Origin of the sequence: Sinorhizobium sojae CCBAU 05684 (assembly GCF_002288525.1) — a bacterium.
Classification (GTDB): domain Bacteria; phylum Pseudomonadota; class Alphaproteobacteria; order Rhizobiales; family Rhizobiaceae; genus Sinorhizobium; species Sinorhizobium sojae.
The window spans coordinates 1267113-1283370 of sequence record NZ_CP023068.1 but is presented as its reverse complement, the minus strand read 5'-3'; the positions used below and the strand labels follow the sequence as shown (position 1 = coordinate 1283370).

The 16258-nt window shown below is 61.5% G+C and carries 12 protein-coding genes and 2 pseudogenes; 6 read left to right on the top strand and 8 right to left on the bottom strand.

Going from position 1 to position 16258, the window contains the following annotated elements; all coding sequences use genetic code 11:
* Positions 1 to 294: 294 nt before the first annotated feature.
* Entirely contained in the window at positions 295 to 1452 is a 1158-nt protein-coding gene (locus tag SJ05684_RS23570; RefSeq protein ID WP_050980159.1) for an NAD(P)/FAD-dependent oxidoreductase, read from the bottom strand.
* Between the two features lie 217 nt (positions 1453 to 1669).
* Here SJ05684_RS23570 and SJ05684_RS23565 point away from each other — a divergent pair, with 217 nt between their 5' ends.
* Genes SJ05684_RS23565 through SJ05684_RS23550 form a run of 4 tightly spaced genes read left to right on the top strand, consistent with a single transcriptional unit; the run spans position 1670 to position 7433 of the window.
* The gene (locus SJ05684_RS23565) at positions 1670 to 3754 is read left to right on the top strand and encodes a hydantoinase/oxoprolinase family protein (RefSeq protein ID WP_034858231.1); all 2085 of its coding nucleotides are present in this window, start codon (positions 1670 to 1672) and stop codon (positions 3752 to 3754) included.
* Positions 3755 to 3760: 6 nt separating this feature from the next.
* Positions 3761 to 5749 (top strand): hydantoinase B/oxoprolinase family protein, encoded by a 1989-nt coding sequence (locus SJ05684_RS23560; RefSeq protein WP_034858230.1) that lies wholly within the window; start codon positions 3761 to 3763, stop codon positions 5747 to 5749.
* Positions 5746 to 6072, top strand: a complete 327-nt coding sequence (locus SJ05684_RS23555; protein ID WP_034858227.1) for a (2Fe-2S)-binding protein — start codon at positions 5746 to 5748, stop codon at positions 6070 to 6072. Before SJ05684_RS23560 ends, SJ05684_RS23555 begins: the two co-directional genes overlap by 4 nt.
* On the top strand, positions 6060 to 7433 hold the full coding sequence (locus tag SJ05684_RS23550) for an FAD/NAD(P)-dependent oxidoreductase (RefSeq protein ID WP_034858225.1): 1374 nt from the start codon (positions 6060 to 6062) through the stop codon (positions 7431 to 7433). The genes SJ05684_RS23555 and SJ05684_RS23550 overlap by 13 nt, the downstream gene beginning before the upstream one ends.
* A 27-nt stretch (positions 7434 to 7460) precedes the next feature.
* Here the strand turns inward: SJ05684_RS23550 and SJ05684_RS23545 are convergent, their stop codons facing one another.
* Complete coding sequence (locus tag SJ05684_RS23545) at positions 7461 to 8366, bottom strand: LysR family transcriptional regulator (protein WP_034858222.1); 906 nt, start codon at positions 8364 to 8366, stop codon at positions 7461 to 7463.
* Between the two features lie 518 nt (positions 8367 to 8884).
* On the opposite strand from SJ05684_RS23545, the pseudogene SJ05684_RS23540 reads away from it, so the two are divergent.
* Positions 8885 to 8986: pseudogene (locus SJ05684_RS23540) on the top strand (haloacid dehalogenase type II); the annotation flags it as partial.
* 153 nt (positions 8987 to 9139) lie between these two features.
* Here the strand turns inward: SJ05684_RS23540 and SJ05684_RS23535 are convergent.
* The 6 genes and pseudogenes from SJ05684_RS23535 to SJ05684_RS23510 form a co-directional block, all read right to left on the bottom strand.
* On the bottom strand, positions 9140 to 9616 hold the full coding sequence (locus SJ05684_RS23535; protein ID WP_034858221.1) for an Lrp/AsnC family transcriptional regulator: 477 nt from the start codon (positions 9614 to 9616) through the stop codon (positions 9140 to 9142).
* A 3-nt stretch (positions 9617 to 9619) separates the two neighbouring features.
* A pseudogene (locus tag SJ05684_RS23530) lies at positions 9620 to 10204 on the bottom strand (MOFRL family protein); the annotation flags it as partial.
* 159 nt (positions 10205 to 10363) lie between these two features.
* Positions 10364 to 11437 carry a tartrate dehydrogenase gene (locus SJ05684_RS23525; RefSeq protein ID WP_034858219.1) on the bottom strand — a complete coding sequence of 358 codons (1074 nt, stop codon included), beginning with the start codon at positions 11435 to 11437 and terminating at the stop codon, positions 10364 to 10366.
* Positions 11438 to 11646: 209 nt separating this feature from the next.
* Complete coding sequence (locus SJ05684_RS23520; RefSeq protein ID WP_034858217.1) at positions 11647 to 12330, bottom strand: GntR family transcriptional regulator; 684 nt, start codon at positions 12328 to 12330, stop codon at positions 11647 to 11649.
* Positions 12331 to 12434: 104 nt separating this feature from the next.
* The gene (locus SJ05684_RS23515) at positions 12435 to 13805 is read right to left on the bottom strand and encodes an aspartate aminotransferase family protein (RefSeq protein ID WP_034858215.1); all 1371 of its coding nucleotides are present in this window, start codon (positions 13803 to 13805) and stop codon (positions 12435 to 12437) included.
* An 8-nt stretch (positions 13806 to 13813) separates the two neighbouring features.
* Positions 13814 to 14878, bottom strand: a complete 1065-nt coding sequence (locus tag SJ05684_RS23510; protein ID WP_034858212.1) for a phosphotransferase — start codon at positions 14876 to 14878, stop codon at positions 13814 to 13816.
* Between the two features lie 527 nt (positions 14879 to 15405).
* Between SJ05684_RS23510 and SJ05684_RS23505 the strand changes: the two genes are divergently transcribed.
* Complete coding sequence (locus SJ05684_RS23505; protein WP_034858211.1) at positions 15406 to 16095, top strand: haloacid dehalogenase type II; 690 nt, start codon at positions 15406 to 15408, stop codon at positions 16093 to 16095.
* Positions 16096 to 16258 lie beyond the last annotated feature (163 nt).

Genomic DNA, 16258 nt, shown 5'->3' with positions numbered 1-16258 from the left:
GGCCCGGAGCGACCGAACTAAACTGCTGTTCTCGGGTGCGCGCGCCAGATTTTTTGAGTCCTATTAGGCGTCGCTCGATTCGCCAAGAAAAGTTCTGAAAATGACGCAGGGCTAACGCTCGCCTGTCGGTGCTATAACACTGGCTGTCGCATGGTCCCTCCCGCTCACCTCGTTCGGTGAGGACAAAAGGAAGAGGAGAAAGATCATGCCAGTTGAAACCGAAAAGAAAGAACGTGTCCGCGCCCTGCTGAAAAAGGCCAATATCGAGATCGGTGCCGCCTTACCCGCTTCGCCTTATCCTACCGCTCCATTCTGTGTGTGCGATCGCCAGTCCGAGCCTTGGCGCCCGGAAAATCGTTCGACCCGGAAGTCGTCCAGCGGCGTATCTGTTTTTCCTGTGGCGATCATCTCCGCCATAACGTCTCCCACGCCCGGCCCGAGCTGAAACCCGTGGCCGCAGAAGCCAAAAGCGTGGAAAAGCCCCGGCGTCGTGGCCGATGGGCTCATCACCGGCAGGCCATCGCCGACATAGCCCTCACAGCCCGACCAGGTGCGTATGACGGTGAGGTTCGCGAGCGCTGGAAGGATCGGCAACAACGACAGGAGCTGCCTCGGCAAGCGGGCCGGGTCAGCCTTGGCATAACCGGTCTCCAGCGAAACGTCCGTGCGCTCCGCGCCGCCGCCAAAGACGATGTTGCCGCGCTCCACCTGACGGAGATAGCCGCCACCATAGTCGTGCCCCCAGACGCCCACGACGGGAGAGATCCGATGGGACAGCGGCTCGGTCACCCCCAACTGCGGACCCTTGGCGACGATGGGGACGCTTTCGCCGAACTGTTCGGCGATCCGGGCGCCCCACGCGCCGGCCGCATTGAGCAGGACCTGCGCCGCGTGGCGGCTTTTCGACGTCGTAACTTCGAATCCGGCAGCTTTCTTCGTGATCGCGCCGACGCCGGCCTCCTCCACGATGGTGGCCCCGAGGCGGCGGGCCGCGTCGGCGAAGGCAGGAGCAATAAGGCGGGGATTTCCGCTGCCGTCCTGCGGGGAAAAGGATGCAGCGACGGCCGTGCTTCCGAGGCCCGGGAATCGCGTCTTGAAGTCTCTTGGCTCCAGTTCCTCGAGATCAAGGCCCCAGGGCTTCGCGGCCTTTGCGAATGTCCGCATTTCGTTCACGGCTTTTTCCGTGAATGCAAAGCGCAGGTGACCCGTCGCGCGGAACTCGACATCGCGGCCGAGCAGATTCGCCGCCTGTCCCCACAGTTGCAGCGACCGGGAGGCGAGGGGAAGCTGCGGAAGGTAGCGGCCGCTGCGGCGGATGTTCCCGAAGGAAGCGATCGTCGCCCCCGTACCGACCCGGTTGCGTTCGATCAGCGTCACCCGGATGCCGCGCCGGGCCAGAAAAAATGCGGACGCGGCTCCCATGAGCCCACCGCCCAGAACAATTGCATCCATTCGATATGTCCAGTCCTGCGCTTGTCAAGTGGCCGAGCCTCCACGATTTTTGCGCCGGGTGTCAAAGTCGAGTTCGACGCATTCCCATAAGTCCGGCCTATGGAATAGGCGCCGCCCGGGGGACATAAGCGTACCTTATGGGGTACGGTTTTATCGCTCTTGGACCTCGCAGCCGCATCCGTGCCAGCCTTGTAGCAATCGAATGAAAGGATACGACATGGCACGTGCGGCGCCGCTCAAGGAGCATGAGCGCGAACAGCAAGACTGGAAGATCGGCGTCGATATCGGCGGAACGTTTATCGACTTCTGTGCACTGGAAACGAAAAGCGGGCGCGTCGCGTCCCTCAAGGTTCTCACGACGCCGGACGATCCAGGCGCGGAATTGATGAAGGGCCTCTCCCTCCTCACCGAGCGCGAGGGGCTCGACCCCGCTGCGGTAAGTCGGTTCGTGCACGGCACGACCGTGGGCATCAATACGGTGATCCAGCGGCGCGGCGTGTCGCTCGCCCTCCTTACGAATGCCGGTTTCGAAGATGTGTTGGAGCTGGCACGGCTCCGCATGGCCGACGTGTATTCGCTCTTTTGCTCTCGTCCGGATCAGCTGATCGCGCGTGACATGATCTTCGGCATTCCGGCCCGTCTGCGGGCGGATGGAAGCGAGGCGTTGGCGCCCGATCTTTCGGCCGTCGCCCGCGCTGCCGCCGATGCCAAGTCCAAGGGCGCGGCAGGTGTGATCGTTTCCTTTCTCCATTCCTGGCGCAACGACGCGCAGGAAGCGGCCGTCCGAGCGGAAATCGAGAGGGTTGCGCCCGAGCTCTTCGTCTTCACCTCCTCGGAGGTCTGGCCGGTCATCCGTGAGTATGAACGGACAACAACCGCCATTCTCAACGGTTATGTCCATCCGCGGGTGGCAGGTTACCTGACTGCGCTTGAAGATAAGCTCGCCTCGCGCGGCGTGACGGCGCCGGCACTGCTGACCAAGTCAAACGGCGGCGTGATGAACGCGGCCGAGGGCAAGCGCTCCTGCGTTCAGATGCTTCTGTCAGGAACCGCTTCCGGCGTGATTGGCGCCGCCTGGCTTGCCCGCCGCGCAGGAGAAAAACATGTCCTGACGCTGGACATCGGCGGAACGTCCGCCGACTTCGCCCTCATCATCGACGGCCAACCGCAATTCGGTACGGGCGAGTTGATCGGCGAGTTCCCGCTGCACATTCCCTCGGTATCTGTCAGCTCTATCGGAATCGGCGGCGGTTCGATCGCCAGTGTAGATGCCCATGGCGTGCTCCGCGTCGGGCCGGAATCGGCCGGATCGACACCCGGGCCTGCGTGCTACGGGCGGGGTGGCCAACATGCGACCGTCACGGACGCGATGGCGGTCTGCGGTTGGCTGGGACACAGTCAGATGGCCTATGGACAGCTGCAGATCGACGTTTCGCTCGCCAGGGCTGCCGTCGCGTCGCTCGCCGAAAAGATTGGCCGAACGCCCGAGCAGGCAGCCCAGGCAATCCTCGACGTGGCGATCTCCGAAATGTTTGTCGAGGTGGAAAAGCTCGCCTCGCGTGCGGGCGTCGATCTGCGAGAGTTCACCCTGATGCCCTTCGGCGGCGGAGGTCCGATGCTCGGCGCTTTCCTTGCCCGGGAGTTCCGTATGGCGAACGTTATCGGCCCGCCGCGGCCGGGCGTCGTTTCCGCGCTTGGCGGTCTGGTGGCTGACCTGCGCGGCGATTTCATCCGGACCGTCTTTACCGAACTCACGCCCGACGCCCTGCCGCTCCTGCAAGGTTCGCTCGATTCCCTGTCGGTCGAGGGACGGAGCTGGCTGGCCAAGCAGGAGCATGTCGGATCGGCGACGCTCAATCTGTCCGCCGACATGCGTTATGTCGGGCAGAGCTTCGAGATCGAAGTGCCCATCCTGGCTAGGTGGCTTGAAGAGGCTGATCTCGACGCCATTGAACAGGCATTCCACGCGATGCATGAGAGGCTATATGACTTCCACGATCCGGATGGCGAAATCGAGATCGTCAACCTGCGCCTTGCCGCGATCGGTGCGGGACCCACGCTGGAGCTTGCGGTCGAGGCTCACGTCGAAGGCGCGGAAATGAAGCCGGAGAGGCACATTCCAGTCTTCATAGGCAACGCCGTCGAGGACATTGGGCTCTACCGGCGCGACCTTCTACGTCCGGGCGGGCACTTTTCAGGCCCGGCCATCGTGGCGCAGGAAGACACGACGTTCGCAATACCGCCAGGCACCGAGGTCAAAGTCGACAAGCACCTCAACCTGCAACTGACCTTTTCGGAGTGACAGTCCATGTTCCACCCTATGAACCTTCAGGTGTTCGCCAACCACACCCGTGCGGCGGCCGAGAACATGGCCTACACCCTTCAAAGGACTGCCCATTCGGCCTTCGTCAAGGAGACCGAAGACTTTACCGTCATGCTGATCAATCATCGTGGCGATACGTTCGGCGTCCCGATGGGGCTGGGCGCGACCTGGTACCCGGGCCTCACCTATACCCGCGCAATCGACATGGTCGATAGCTACAAGCCGGGCGACGTTGCCTTCACCAACGATCCCTATTCCTGCTACGTGGCGACCCATGCGCCCGACACGCATCTCTGGAAGCCCGTCTTCTACGACGGCGAGATCATCGCCTGGACAGGTGGACACATCCACAACACCGATATGGGGGGTGCCGTCCCGGCATCGCTGTCGCGGGCGCTTACCGAAGTCCACCAGGAGGGCATTCGCTTCCCGCCGATGAAGCTTGTCAACGAGGGCGTCTTTGACGAGGACATCCTCAAGATCATCACGACCAATGTCCGGAAGCCCGACCTTAATATCGGTGACATCAAGGCGCTGGTCGGCGCTCTCAATACCGGCGAGCGCAAGATCATCGCGATGGTCGACAAGTTCGGCAAGGACGCCTTCCTCGCCGGAACCGAAATGCTACTCGACCATGCCGAGGCCCAGGCCCGCGCGCTGCTCCGCTCAATGCCCGATGGCACCTGGGAATTCGTGGATTATGCCGACGAGGACTCCGTCGAGGCCAATCCTTGCCGACTGAAACTCACCCTGACAATCAAGGGTGACGAGGCGATCCTTGATTTCACCGGCTCGGATCCACAGCTTGGCTCGTCGCTCAATGTGCCGTCGGGAGGCGATCCTCGGCACACGATTTTGCTCGTCGGCGTCTACTACGTTCTCTACACGCTGAACCCGAAGATCCTGCTCAACACCGGGCTGACACGACCCTTTACCTGCATCACGCCGAGAGGCAGCGTCCTCAATCCGGTCTCCCCCGCCGCCGTCGGTATGCGCTCGCTGACATGCGCGCGTCTGCGCTCGGTCGTTTTCGGCGCCTTTTGCCAGGCCGTGCCGGACAAGCTGCCGGCAGCGCCGGCCGGCAACAACTGCATCGTGAACGTCATGACGACGGACGAACGGACGGGACGTACCGTGATCGCCGCTGTGAATCCGGTTGTGGGCGGCGGAGGCGGCATGCCGCATCGCGACGGCACGAATGGCTCCGGTGCCGACGCGGCCTATCTGAAGAACACGCCGATCGAAATCACCGAGACCGAAATCCCGATCGAATTCGTCAAGTATGGCCTTGCACAGGATAGCGGTGGGGCCGGGCGCTGGCGCGGCGGGCTTGCGACCGAAATGGCGTTCCGCGTCTTTTCACCCGGCAGCCGCATCACGGCCCGCAACCGTGATCGCAGCCTCTTTCGCCCCTGGGGCTTCCTCGGCGGCCGAGCGGCTGGCCTTTCCGACATGGTGCTCAATCCGGGGCGTGACGACTATCGCAGGCTCGGCAATATCGACACGGCGATCCTGCAGCCCGGCGACGTGCTAGAAATCCGCTCTGCCGGTGGCGGCGGTCGAGGTGATCCGCTCGAGCGCGAAATCTGGCGCGTCGTCCAGGATGTGGCGCGCGGTTATGTCTCGCAGGAGGCGGCCGAACGGGACTATGGCGTCGTGATCCAGGATGGTGTGGCCGACGAAGCGGCGACGCAGGCGCTCAGGAAGAAGATGCGTCAGCCCACAAGTCAGTTCCATTATGGTCCCGAGCGCGACACCTATGAAGCGCGGTGGACGCGCGCCGCCTACGATCTGTTGACCGATATACTGGCGGGTCTTCCCATCCATTGGCGCTTCTTCACGAAGACGGAGATTTTCCGCCGCATGTGTGGCCGCTCCGGACCCGCCGGCGTGGCGGCAGCCTTCTCCGAAGTGAGGGCGCGATTCAGGGAAATGCCTCAGCCTGTGCCCATAGTGAAGGAGGCGGCAGAATGACATCGGCGCGACAGCTCTACCCGGGTGGCGGGCGGCTCGTCCGGCTCGCGGAGCTGGGAAGGCCGCGCATCGGGTTCCGCCTCGACGGGGTCGACTGCGAGGCTCTGGCCGGAGATACGGTCCTGACGGCCGTTCTCTCCGTCAAGGCTGCAGTCAGACAATCGGAGTTCGGTCCGGAGAAGCGGGCCGGGTTCTGTCTCATGGGCGCCTGTCAGGATTGCTGGCTCTGGCAGGAGGATGGTGCGCGTCTCCGGGCCTGCTCTACCTTTCTCACCGAAGGAATGCGGCTCATGACGTCGGAGCCCGAAGGATGGCTGTCGTGACGGGACTTAACGAGCGCATCGTCATCGTTGGCGCCGGTCCTGCCGGCATTCGGGCAGCGGAGACGCTGGTTGCGGCAGGCTTAAAGCCTGTGGTGATCGATGAAGGCATTCGGGCCGGCGGCCAGATCTATCGCCGTCCCCCGGATGGCTTCGTGCGCAAGCCCGTGGAGCTCTACGGGTCCGAGGCAAGGAAGGCGGTTGGCCTGCATGGTGTTTTCGATGGCATGGTGGCCTCAGACGATATCGAATTCCTGCCGCAGAGCTCCGTTCTCTCCTGTGCCGGACGGGTACTTTATGTGCTCACGCCGATGGGCCGCCGTGAAATCGGCTACGACCGGCTGATCCTCGCGATGGGTGCGATGGATCGCGTGGCGCCCGTTCCCGGCTGGCAAGCGCCCGGTGTCTATAGTCTCGGTGCGACCCAGATCGCTCTGAAGGCGCAGGGTGTGGCGCTCGGCAAGAACATCGTCCTTGCAGGGTCTGGACCCCTTCTGACGCTTGTGGCCTACCAACTCCTCAAGGCCGGCGCGGGCGTGGCTGCCGTTCTCGATACGTCCGGAATGCGGAATCAACTTGCCGGCCTCCCGGGGATGATGAGCCGGCCGGCGCTCGTCTTGCGCGGACTGGTCATGCGAGCAAATCTTGGTCGGCTCTATCGGGCCGGGGTTACCATCACCGGCATCGATTCGGATGACAGCGGGCCCGTCAGTCTTCGATGGAGCGACGCGGGCGGCAAGTCTTACAGAACCGCCTGCGACATGGTCGGCTTAGGCTGGCACCTTCGGGCCGAGACACAGCTGGCCGCCTTGGCAGGCTGCCAGTTCGATTACGATCGCGATTGGGCGCAATGGCTACCGCGCGCCGACCGCATGGGGCGTGCGGGCGACAACGTATACCTTGCTGGGGACGGCCTTCGTATCCTTGGAGCCGACGGGGCCGAATTGGCAGGTCGCCTCGCGGCAAACGCCTGCCTTTCGGACATGAGATTGACCCGAGCGGACAGCACGGAAGATCTTCGCCATTTGGCCCGCTACGAACGTTTCGCGCGGGCCATGACTCGGGCCTTTCCCTGGCCGGCGCAGATGATCCGGCAGCTCGACGATGAAACGATAGTGTGTCGGTGTGAAAGTGTGACCGCAGCGCAACTGAGGGAGGGCGTTACGCTGGGAGGGGCGGACGCCAATCGCGTGAAATCGCTTGCCCGGGTGGGCATGGGCCGGTGCCAGGGACGCTGTTGCCAGCTTGCGGCCGCAGAAATCATTGCCGAATCCGCAGCGATCGATCCCGCAGAGGCGGGGCGATTTCGCGACCAAGCGCCCGTGCGCCCCTTGCCGGTCGCGGCGTGGACACGGGACGCCTGACGCGGCAGTCAATCCCGAGAATCAGGTTCAGGCCACGTGTCCATCTGCATCCAGCACGGCGGCAAAGGCATCGCGAAGATTGTCGCGCATGTCGCGGTGGCTACCTGTCAGGGGCCGATCCCTGCTCGTCAGCAGCGCAATCGGAACGGTGGTGCGCTGCTTCAAGGGCCGGCGCACTAGGCCGGGAAACTGTTCCCATGGAAGCAGTCCGTCAACGATCGCAACGCCGAAGCCATCGCGGACGAAGGGGAGAGCCGTGATCGATATATCGATCTCGATAGCGGGATTGAACATCTGCTTTTCGGCTGCCGCAGCGCTTAGAAGAAGGCGCCCAGGAAGCGTGCCGGCACGATAGGAAATCAGCGTCTCGTTCTGCAGATCGGCGAAGCCGATCTCAGCGCTCTCCGACAGCCGGTGGCTCTCCGGCACGACACAGACCAGATCGGCATGGCCGAGCGTTTCCACCTCGATACCCGGCCTCGCTCCGTCGTTCATCACGACACCCAGCGGTGCATCGCCGTTCTGGATCATGTCGACGATGTTTGTGAGTGGTGCGATCAGGCATCGCACCACGACATCGGGATGCGCGGCGCGGAACGCGAGAAGTGCCTTCGGAACGATCGACATGGCGGGTGGCGCCGAAGCAGCGATCCGGATCAGGCCGGTGCGACCAAAGCGCATATCCGTTGTCCGCCTTCGAAGCGCACCAAGCTCGGCAAAAATCCGCTCACATTCTGGATAGAGCTCCTCGGCCTCCCTTGTCGGCACGAGTTTGCCGCGGACGCGGCTGAAGAGCTTGAAACCGAGCTGGTCTTCGGCGTGGAGAAGGATTTGGCTGAGAGCAGGTTGCGAGATGTTGAGCATAGAGGCCGCGCTCGTCACTGTCCCGCACCGCATGAGCATACAAAAGACTTCGAGCTGACGGGCCTGCATCTGTCCAACCTTATCACACGAACGACGATATGGTCGCGCCACACATCTCTTTCGCTTGCATACTGCCAGAGAGCTTCGTTATCAACCAGAATGGCCAGATCAATGTCGCGTCGGTGGGTGAGGCAGAGTTTAATACGCCGACTGGGCTAGAGCTTGCTTGAAAGCCAAACAACAGGACCGATAAGAAGACTGAATTAGTGCTTCAGGACTGTTTCAAGCCGACTTTTTGAACACGATCGGTCGTAAGCCGAATTTCGGACGCCTCGCGGCGGAGGTCGGGTCCCGACCCACAAGTGATCATTGTTCTATCTTCCGAAGCTGCTTGCCTTAACCGCATTGCAATACCACTGGGAGCAGTTCAAGCTGTTGTAGCCGCTCGTGGCGGTCTAATGAGCCGCTTCATCTGGCCTTTTGTTCTCGAGATCTAGTACTCGTGCCGATATGCTCTCGGCGATGTCCCGGTCATGGTGACCAAAACAGGACAGCGAAGCCGGTTTCCCTGACGAAGCCCGAAATACATCACCTTCGACTGCCATGGCACGCTGATCAACTTTCAGATGGCGGAGGCGGCACGCGATCTCTACGGCAATCGAATGAGGGAGAAGAAGATGTTGCAATTCCCCGCTTCCGCCGCTTGAAATGGCGGGTGCATCTATTCTACACCCCGCCGGTCCTTCGGTTGTCGTCTCTCATCAATCTACCGGCACGAGATGCCGGCTGCTCATCAACGCCGCACGGCCGCCACACCGCCCGCATCGAGGTCTTCTACGAGTTTACTGCTGGAACAGGCTTGTCAGCGGCAAATGCGCTTTGACCAGGGGCGATTTCAGCACGACGAAGCTGAAGTACTTGTCAATGCCGATTTCCGAATCGAGGAGCCGCTCCATCAGCGTCTGATACTCTTCGATTCCGGCGGTAACGAATTTTACGAGATAATCGTAGCCTCCCGAAACCAGATGGCACTCGATGACCTGATCGACCTTCTCGATCGCAGTAAGAAATCTCGCGAAGTCGAATTGACGGTGGTTCTTCAGCGTGATTTCGGTGAACACCGTCAACGTCTGGCCCAGTTTTCCGATATTGATCTGCGCAGAATAGCCCTCGATATAGCCCTCCGCCTGCAGCTTTTTCACGCGCAGCAAACAGGGACTTGGCGAGAGATCGACCATTTCCGAAAGCTCGACATTCGTCATTCGGCCATTCTTCTGCAATGCGTTAAGTATCTTGACGTCGATCCGATCAAGTTTCATTGGCTAGCTCCCGCTGATGAGGATGGCGTTGATGTTGGTGAGAGTTGGGCCGGTGACCACGAGATCCCGATGGCCTGAACGCCGTATAACTATCGTGGCGCGCGAGCATCTCCTTCGGATCAAAACCGCACTTGTTCATGCGCGCGAGTGTGTTTGGTGCCACGAGAGCGCCCGCGGCACGCCATCGTTACCATCGCTATCACCTGCGATCCCCCATATTCCGTCGCGCGCCTTCAAGGCGAGCGCCAAGCTCAATAGGAGCTCGGTGTCACGTCCACCTTTGCCGGTTGGACCGGGCCCGATTGATACCGTCGTTTCGCCTCCGGAGAGCAGGACAGCCGGGCCGCCTACAGGCAGGCCCCAGGACCGCGACGATAGTGCCATTCCGCCCATGACCTTACCCACTTTGCGCGCTTCGCCTTCGAGCGCGTCGCCGAGGATGAGCGGCTTCATCCCAAGGCTCGTCGGAGCTTCGCCAGCGGCTGCAAGCGCCAGAGCGGGCGCCGCCACGACACGTGCTTCTGCTGGCGGCTCCAAGGCCTTCGGCGTTTCTTCCCCTTACTCGAGCACCCGAAGGGCTGCCGCCGGATGCCTTTCCGGCGCCGATCACGACACATCTGCCTTTCGCCGGGGCCGCAGATGCCGCGGGACGATCAACGCGGGGTCCCGCCGACAGCAGCGTCAAAGGTCCGGCGCAATGCCTTCCGTGCTTTCTGATCGTCCCAGATCATAGTCTGCCACGTGTCGCTAGACGTTAGAGGAGTGGATCGCGTCGCAGACGGCCTCGGTAACCTCCCGGGTAGTGGCGGAACCGCCCACGTCAGGGGTAAGGATCCCGGCGCCGGTCACCCGCGCGACAGCGCGCATGAGGCGGGCCGAAGCCTCCTGCTCGCCGAGGTGGTCGAGCATCTGGGCAGCAGTCCAGAAGGCGGCAACCGGGTTAGCGATGCCTTTGCCGGTAATGTCGAAGGCGGAGCCGTGGATCGGCTCGAACATCGAGGGAAAGCGGCGCTCCGGATCGATGTTCGCCGTCGGTGCAACCCCTAGGCTACCGGCAAGCGCGCCAGCAAGGTCAGAGAGAATGTCGGCGTGCAGGTTGGTTGCCACGATGGTATCGAGGCTCTGCGGCTTGAGCGTCATCCTGACCGTCATGGCATCGACCAGCATCTTGTCCCACGTCACCTCGGGAAATTCCTCCGCCACCTCAGCAGCGATCTCGTCCCACATGACCATGCCATGGCGCTGGGCATTCGATTTCGTGACGACCGTGAGCAACTTGCGCGGGCGGGATTGGGCCAACCTGAAGGCGTAGCGCATGATGCGGGAGACGCCGACGCGGGTGAAGATGGCCACCTCGGTGCCGACCTCTTCGGGCAGGCCGCGGTGGGCGCGGCCGCCATGGCCAGAATATTCGCCTTCGGAGTTCTCACGCACGATCACCCAGTCGAGGTCGCCGGCACCGCACTTGCGCAGCGGGGAAGTGATGCCAGGCAGGATCTTGGTTGGCCGGACATTGGCGTACTGGTCGAAGCCCTGGCAGATCGGCAATCTGAGCCCCCAAAGGGTGATATGGTCCGGAACATCCGGCGCTCCTACCGCGCCGAAATAGATCGCGTCGAATTTCTTGAGCTGCTCCAGCCCATCCGACGGCATCATCACACCATGTTTCTTGTAGTAGTCAGATCCCCAGTCGAAATTTTCGACGGTGAATTTTACGTCGCCGAGTTGCTTCTCGAGGTGCGCAAGAACCGTCCGGCCGGCGGCGATCACCTCAGGTCCGATGCCGTCGGCGGGTATGGTTGCGATGGAATATTCACGCATCAAACTTCTCCGTGGCGTTATTCGCTCAAATTGGCTGGCAGCGGCCGTTACTGCGCCTTCGGCGCCATGCGATTGGCGTCGACGCCGCGACTCCGCCGAAAAGCAGGCTCTGGCGGAGCCGAGAGGAAGCACCCGAGATGGTGCTTGCTCCGCGTCGAACCGGGGCACCGGCATCCTCAGCGCCGCCTGGCATGTTATGGGAGCGCTGGTCAGCGTTGATCGAGCAATTTGATCTGGAGATCTTCCCAGTGCTCCTGGAACGCCTCTCGCGCCGTATCGTAGTGGCGGCTTCTCAAGCTGTTGATGAGCCGCTCGTGTTCTTCCGCCATTTCTTCGGCAGTGGCGTAGAAATCCTGCCGCTGTGCGAGGAGAAGCTCGATCTCGCCCTCGAGGTCTGAATAGGTTCGCTTCAGCCGAGCGCTGCCGCTAGCGGCGATGATCGCGCGGTGGAAGTCACGGTCCGCACCAACTAGCAGGGATCTGTCGGAGGATAGAGTCGACCTGTGCATAACCTCGACCGCCTCCAGCGCCTGAGATGGGATGACGCCGGTCAGCACAATCAGACGAATGGCCTCGCCTTCGATGGCGCCGCGCACGCGTGTGATATCGACAATATCGTCGGGCCCGAATTCAGGCACCACAAAGCCTCTGTTCGGTATCTGACGCAGCAGGCCCTGCGTGACGAGCACCTGGGCTGCTGTACGGAATGTGTGCCGCGAGGTCGAATGCTCCTCGCACATCTTCACGTCGCGAAGGAACTCGCCCGGTTGGAAATCTCCCGACAAGATGCGCCGTCGCAAGGCGTGGGTCAGGATTTCCACCGCGCTAGCGGGCAAGGGCTCGACATTCATCTCAAGATCTTCGGCTTGATTCTTGGCGTGCAGCGTCGGCATGGCTTTGGCTTTGCTCGTTGATTTGTTTTGCATACCTACGCCACATGCGGCGGCGTAGGGCAAGGGTGATGATATTGTGCGGCCCGGCTGCATGGTGGCGGGTCCTAGATCTGCACGGACCGAAGCGCCTCGTCGACGCCCTCGAGCAGACGCGCCGCGTTGGCCGATGTGAAGATGAGTGGGGGCCTAATCTTCAGGATGTGCGCGTCCGCTCCCGTCGCGGAAATGAGGATGCGCCGGTCGCGCAAGGCATTGACGGCTGCAAGCGCACGGTCCATGTCCGGCGTTTTCCGGTTCCTATCCGTAACGAGTTCGACAGCGAAATAGAGGCCGGCCCCGCGAACATCGCCGACGAATTCATATTCCTTCTGTAGGTCCCGAAGGCCGTCGAGGATTTCGCCGCCGACCTTGGCGGCGTTGTCCATCAGGCTCTCTTCGAGGATCGTGTCGAGCACGGCCCTTGCGGCGGCGATAGCGACGGAGTTGCCGCCAAACGTGTTGAAGTAGCGCATGCTGGATCCGAATTCGGCAACGAGTTCGGGCCGCAGGACGACGCCGGCAACGGGATAGCCGTTGCCCATGGGCTTGCCCATTGTTACGATGTCCGGATCGACCTTGTGACGGGAGTGACCCCAAAAATGAGTGCCGGTCCGCCCGAATCCGGATTGCACCTCGTCGGCGATGAAAAGGCCGCCTGCCTTGCGAACCACTTCCGCCACCGGCGCCAATACGTCCGTCGGATCGACGTAGAGACCATCGGAGGAGAAGACGGAGTCGGCGATGAAGGCCGCTAGGCCGCCGCCATGCCGCTCCATGTCGGCGATCTGCCGCGCGACATCCTCTGCCATCCGCCGGCCGATTTCCTCGACGGGCAGGCGGTAGGAATCAGGCGCGGCGACCGTGCGGACATAGGGATCCAGAGCCGACTTCTTGCCGAGCGACGGCGAGATTGCCGCTACCGCGCCGCTGTTGCCGTGATAGGCTTCGGCCGTGACGATGACGCCGGTCTTGCGTGTGTGGTAACGCGCGATACGCAAGGCGAGATCGTTGGCTTCCGAGCCGGTGCATGTGAACATCGCGCATCCGGTCCGGCCGAGTTCGCCACCGAACGTATTGATCAGGGCTTCGGCATAGTCCAGCAGGGGCTCCTGCATGTAACGCGTGTGGGTGCAGAGTAACTCGAGCTGCTTCTGGATCGCCTCGACGACGCGCGGATGAGAGTGACCCAGCGATACCACGTTGTTGTAGGCGTCGAGATATTCGTTGCCGTGCCTGTCATAGAGGAAGACGCCCTTGGCGCGGGAGACCTCAACTGGCGACTTGTAGAAGAGCCGATAAGCGGGCCCGAGCAGCCTTTGCCGTCTGGCGATATGCGCCAGATCTTCACTTGTGAGATGAGACGTGTCCTGAGGATTGAAGCCATTTGGCATGTCGCCACGGAAGCCCTTGGGCAGGATAGTCGCTTGCTTGGACATTACGGTTCCTATCGTGTCAGAAGATCGGAAATCTGTGCGGTCGAAATCGAGTGGAACCACTCGAGGTGGGCCCAGCCGGCTTCGGTATTGCGCAGGATATAGCGGCTATTCTCGGGGAAGATTTCGGCGCGCCAGCACGTTAGAAGCGCACGGACCGCAAGGCGGCCCATCGACAGGAAGGGGATGAGCCGGAGTTCCTCGTCCGTCAGTTCGGCGTGGCGGAGATAGCCGCGCAGAACGTCGCGCGGTTCGTCGAACAGGTCACGCCGGTTCCCATGGTCGAAAGTTTTTGGCATCTGATTCATCAGCGCCGTGGAGACATCGACGGCGATGGCGGTACGGACCGCATCGCCGAAGTCGATGACGCCGGTCAGGAACTGCGGGCTGGCGTGATCGACGACCAGGTTCGACGTATTGAAGTCGTTGTGGAGCACCTGCCGCCGGCACAGGTCGAGCCTCGCCTTGATTTCGGCAAACCGCTCAAGCGCGCGGACGGTCCAGGCCCGCTTGCCGCCCCCGGGGATGAACCTCAACAGATCGGTGAGATCGAGCAGATGGGTGACGTCCCATGCCACCGCCCGGACGTCTGCGGGATGCGAGAAATCGGCCATAGAATGACGCAGCTTTGCCAGGATTTCGCCGATCCGTTCGCGCTGTGGGGCTGTGGCAGATGTCCGGTCGAGCGGAGTACCGGGGAGGAAGGTGATGAGCCGCACCACCCGCCGCTCGCCGGCACTGGTAGTGACTATGGGCAAATCCGCGCCGTCAACGTCGCGAAGTGCACGGGGGATGGGTAGATCAGGGGCCCGCTGCTCGAGATGACGCATCAGCGCGACCTGGAAATCGAGCTCCTCCATCCGCTCGGAAGGATGAGCGATCTTTAGCACGAACTTCCCCCGGGCCGCGCAGTTGAGGAGGAACGTGTCGTCTTTCTCGGTTTCAAAGCGCGTGGCTCGGCCACGCGCGCCATATAGCCGTTCGGCAATATCTTCGGCTTCCGCAGCGCCCACGGGATGGCACGCTTCGGAAAGCTCACGGACGCAGGCTGGCCCGCACTGATGCTTGTGACCCATCTTCAACTCATTCAGATCCTGCCTCGAGAATGGGCAGCTCGATGGCCTCAGTATCTCACATTCCAATTTTTGTACAACAATTTATTATTCTGGCGGAGATTTCTTGTCGTTGAGGCTGGTCTTTTCTGCCGCTGACGGTGGACGGCAGCGCGGGAAATCCTGGGCATCTAGCTGAATATTTGAGCAATTTTATGTTAGTCGAATAGCGACGTACTCAAGCTGTCGGAAAGTGGCAGGACGAATGACGATCCAAAATCGTTGGACAATAAGTTGCCATCGCCACAAAGTTATGCTTTTGTGCTCCCACTGGCCGGAATGCAGCAAGCAAGTTGGAGTGCTCCGCCTGGGTGGATTGGCCCGATATCAAGAAAGGCAAAGGAAATGATCACATACGGATTCTCAAAGGTAACTGGGCCGCTGCCGCGTTGCGGTCTGTCGGCACCGCGACCTCTTTAGACAGGCCGCATGCCCGCTACGATGACCTTGTATAGGCACACCGTGCCGCGAAAATTGGAAGGAATACCGTCATGACTCAATTTCGACCGAAGTACGTCACCTTCGACTGCTACGGCACGCTCACCAATTTCGATATGGCCGGCGCTGCGCGACGCGTCTACGGAGAGCGTCTCTCCCCAGAAGCGATGGCCGGCTTCGTCGAGGCTTTTAGAGGCTATCGCCTTGACGAGGTGCTAGGGCCATGGAAACCTTTCCTTCAAGTGGTGCACAATTCCGTCTCACGCAGCTGCAAACGCATCGGTATCCCGTTCAAACCCGAAGACGCGCAACGCATCTATGACGAAGTGCCAACCTGGGGTCCGCACCCGGACGTCCCGGCTGGCCTGTCCAGGGTGGCCAAGGAAATTCCGCTGGTCATCCTGTCGAATTCCATGAACAGCCTGATCATGTCGAACGTGGAAAAGCTGGGAGCGCCCATCCATATGGTAATCACGGCAGAAGAAGTCGGGGCATACAAACCTCTGATGAAGGGTTTCGAATACATGCTCGACAAGCTCGGCTGCGGGCCCGAAGACATTACTCATGTGTCCTCATCCTTCCGCTACGACCTGATGACCGCCTATGACCTGGGCATCAAGAGCAAGGTCTGGGTCAACCGCGGCCATGAGCCCGCCAATCCCTATTACGAATACACCGAGATCAAGGATATCGGCGGGTTAGCCGGCGCCGTTGGCCTGGAGCCAGCCCTCAAGCCCGCCTGAAAAACTAGCGCTCATGCGCTGTTACTACCGATGAGACCGGGGCGGTTCATTCGCCCCTTCTCTTTATGTTCCAAGGGGAGCAAGCAGGCCTTATCGGGGACCCCTTCCGCACGAGTGACCTGCTGGCGTTAGAGGACGGTGTGATGCGAAGGTCACGCAACGG

Coding starts and splice junctions, on each gene's coding strand:
- SJ05684_RS23570 (WP_050980159.1), bottom strand. CDS start 1,452: ATGGATGCAATTGTTCTGGGCGGTGGGCTCATGGGAGCCGCGTCCGCA.
- SJ05684_RS23565 (WP_034858231.1), top strand. CDS start 1,670: ATGGCACGTGCGGCGCCGCTCAAGGAGCATGAGCGCGAACAGCAAGAC.
- SJ05684_RS23560 (WP_034858230.1), top strand. CDS start 3,761: ATGTTCCACCCTATGAACCTTCAGGTGTTCGCCAACCACACCCGTGCG.
- SJ05684_RS23555 (WP_034858227.1), top strand. CDS start 5,746: ATGACATCGGCGCGACAGCTCTACCCGGGTGGCGGGCGGCTCGTCCGG.
- SJ05684_RS23550 (WP_034858225.1), top strand. CDS start 6,060: ATGGCTGTCGTGACGGGACTTAACGAGCGCATCGTCATCGTTGGCGCC.
- SJ05684_RS23545 (WP_034858222.1), bottom strand. CDS start 8,366: ATGCAGGCCCGTCAGCTCGAAGTCTTTTGTATGCTCATGCGGTGCGGG.
- SJ05684_RS23535 (WP_034858221.1), bottom strand. CDS start 9,616: ATGAAACTTGATCGGATCGACGTCAAGATACTTAACGCATTGCAGAAG.
- SJ05684_RS23525 (WP_034858219.1), bottom strand. CDS start 11,437: ATGCGTGAATATTCCATCGCAACCATACCCGCCGACGGCATCGGACCT.
- SJ05684_RS23520 (WP_034858217.1), bottom strand. CDS start 12,330: ATGCCGACGCTGCACGCCAAGAATCAAGCCGAAGATCTTGAGATGAAT.
- SJ05684_RS23515 (WP_034858215.1), bottom strand. CDS start 13,805: ATGTCCAAGCAAGCGACTATCCTGCCCAAGGGCTTCCGTGGCGACATG.
- SJ05684_RS23510 (WP_034858212.1), bottom strand. CDS start 14,878: ATGGGTCACAAGCATCAGTGCGGGCCAGCCTGCGTCCGTGAGCTTTCC.
- SJ05684_RS23505 (WP_034858211.1), top strand. CDS start 15,406: ATGACTCAATTTCGACCGAAGTACGTCACCTTCGACTGCTACGGCACG.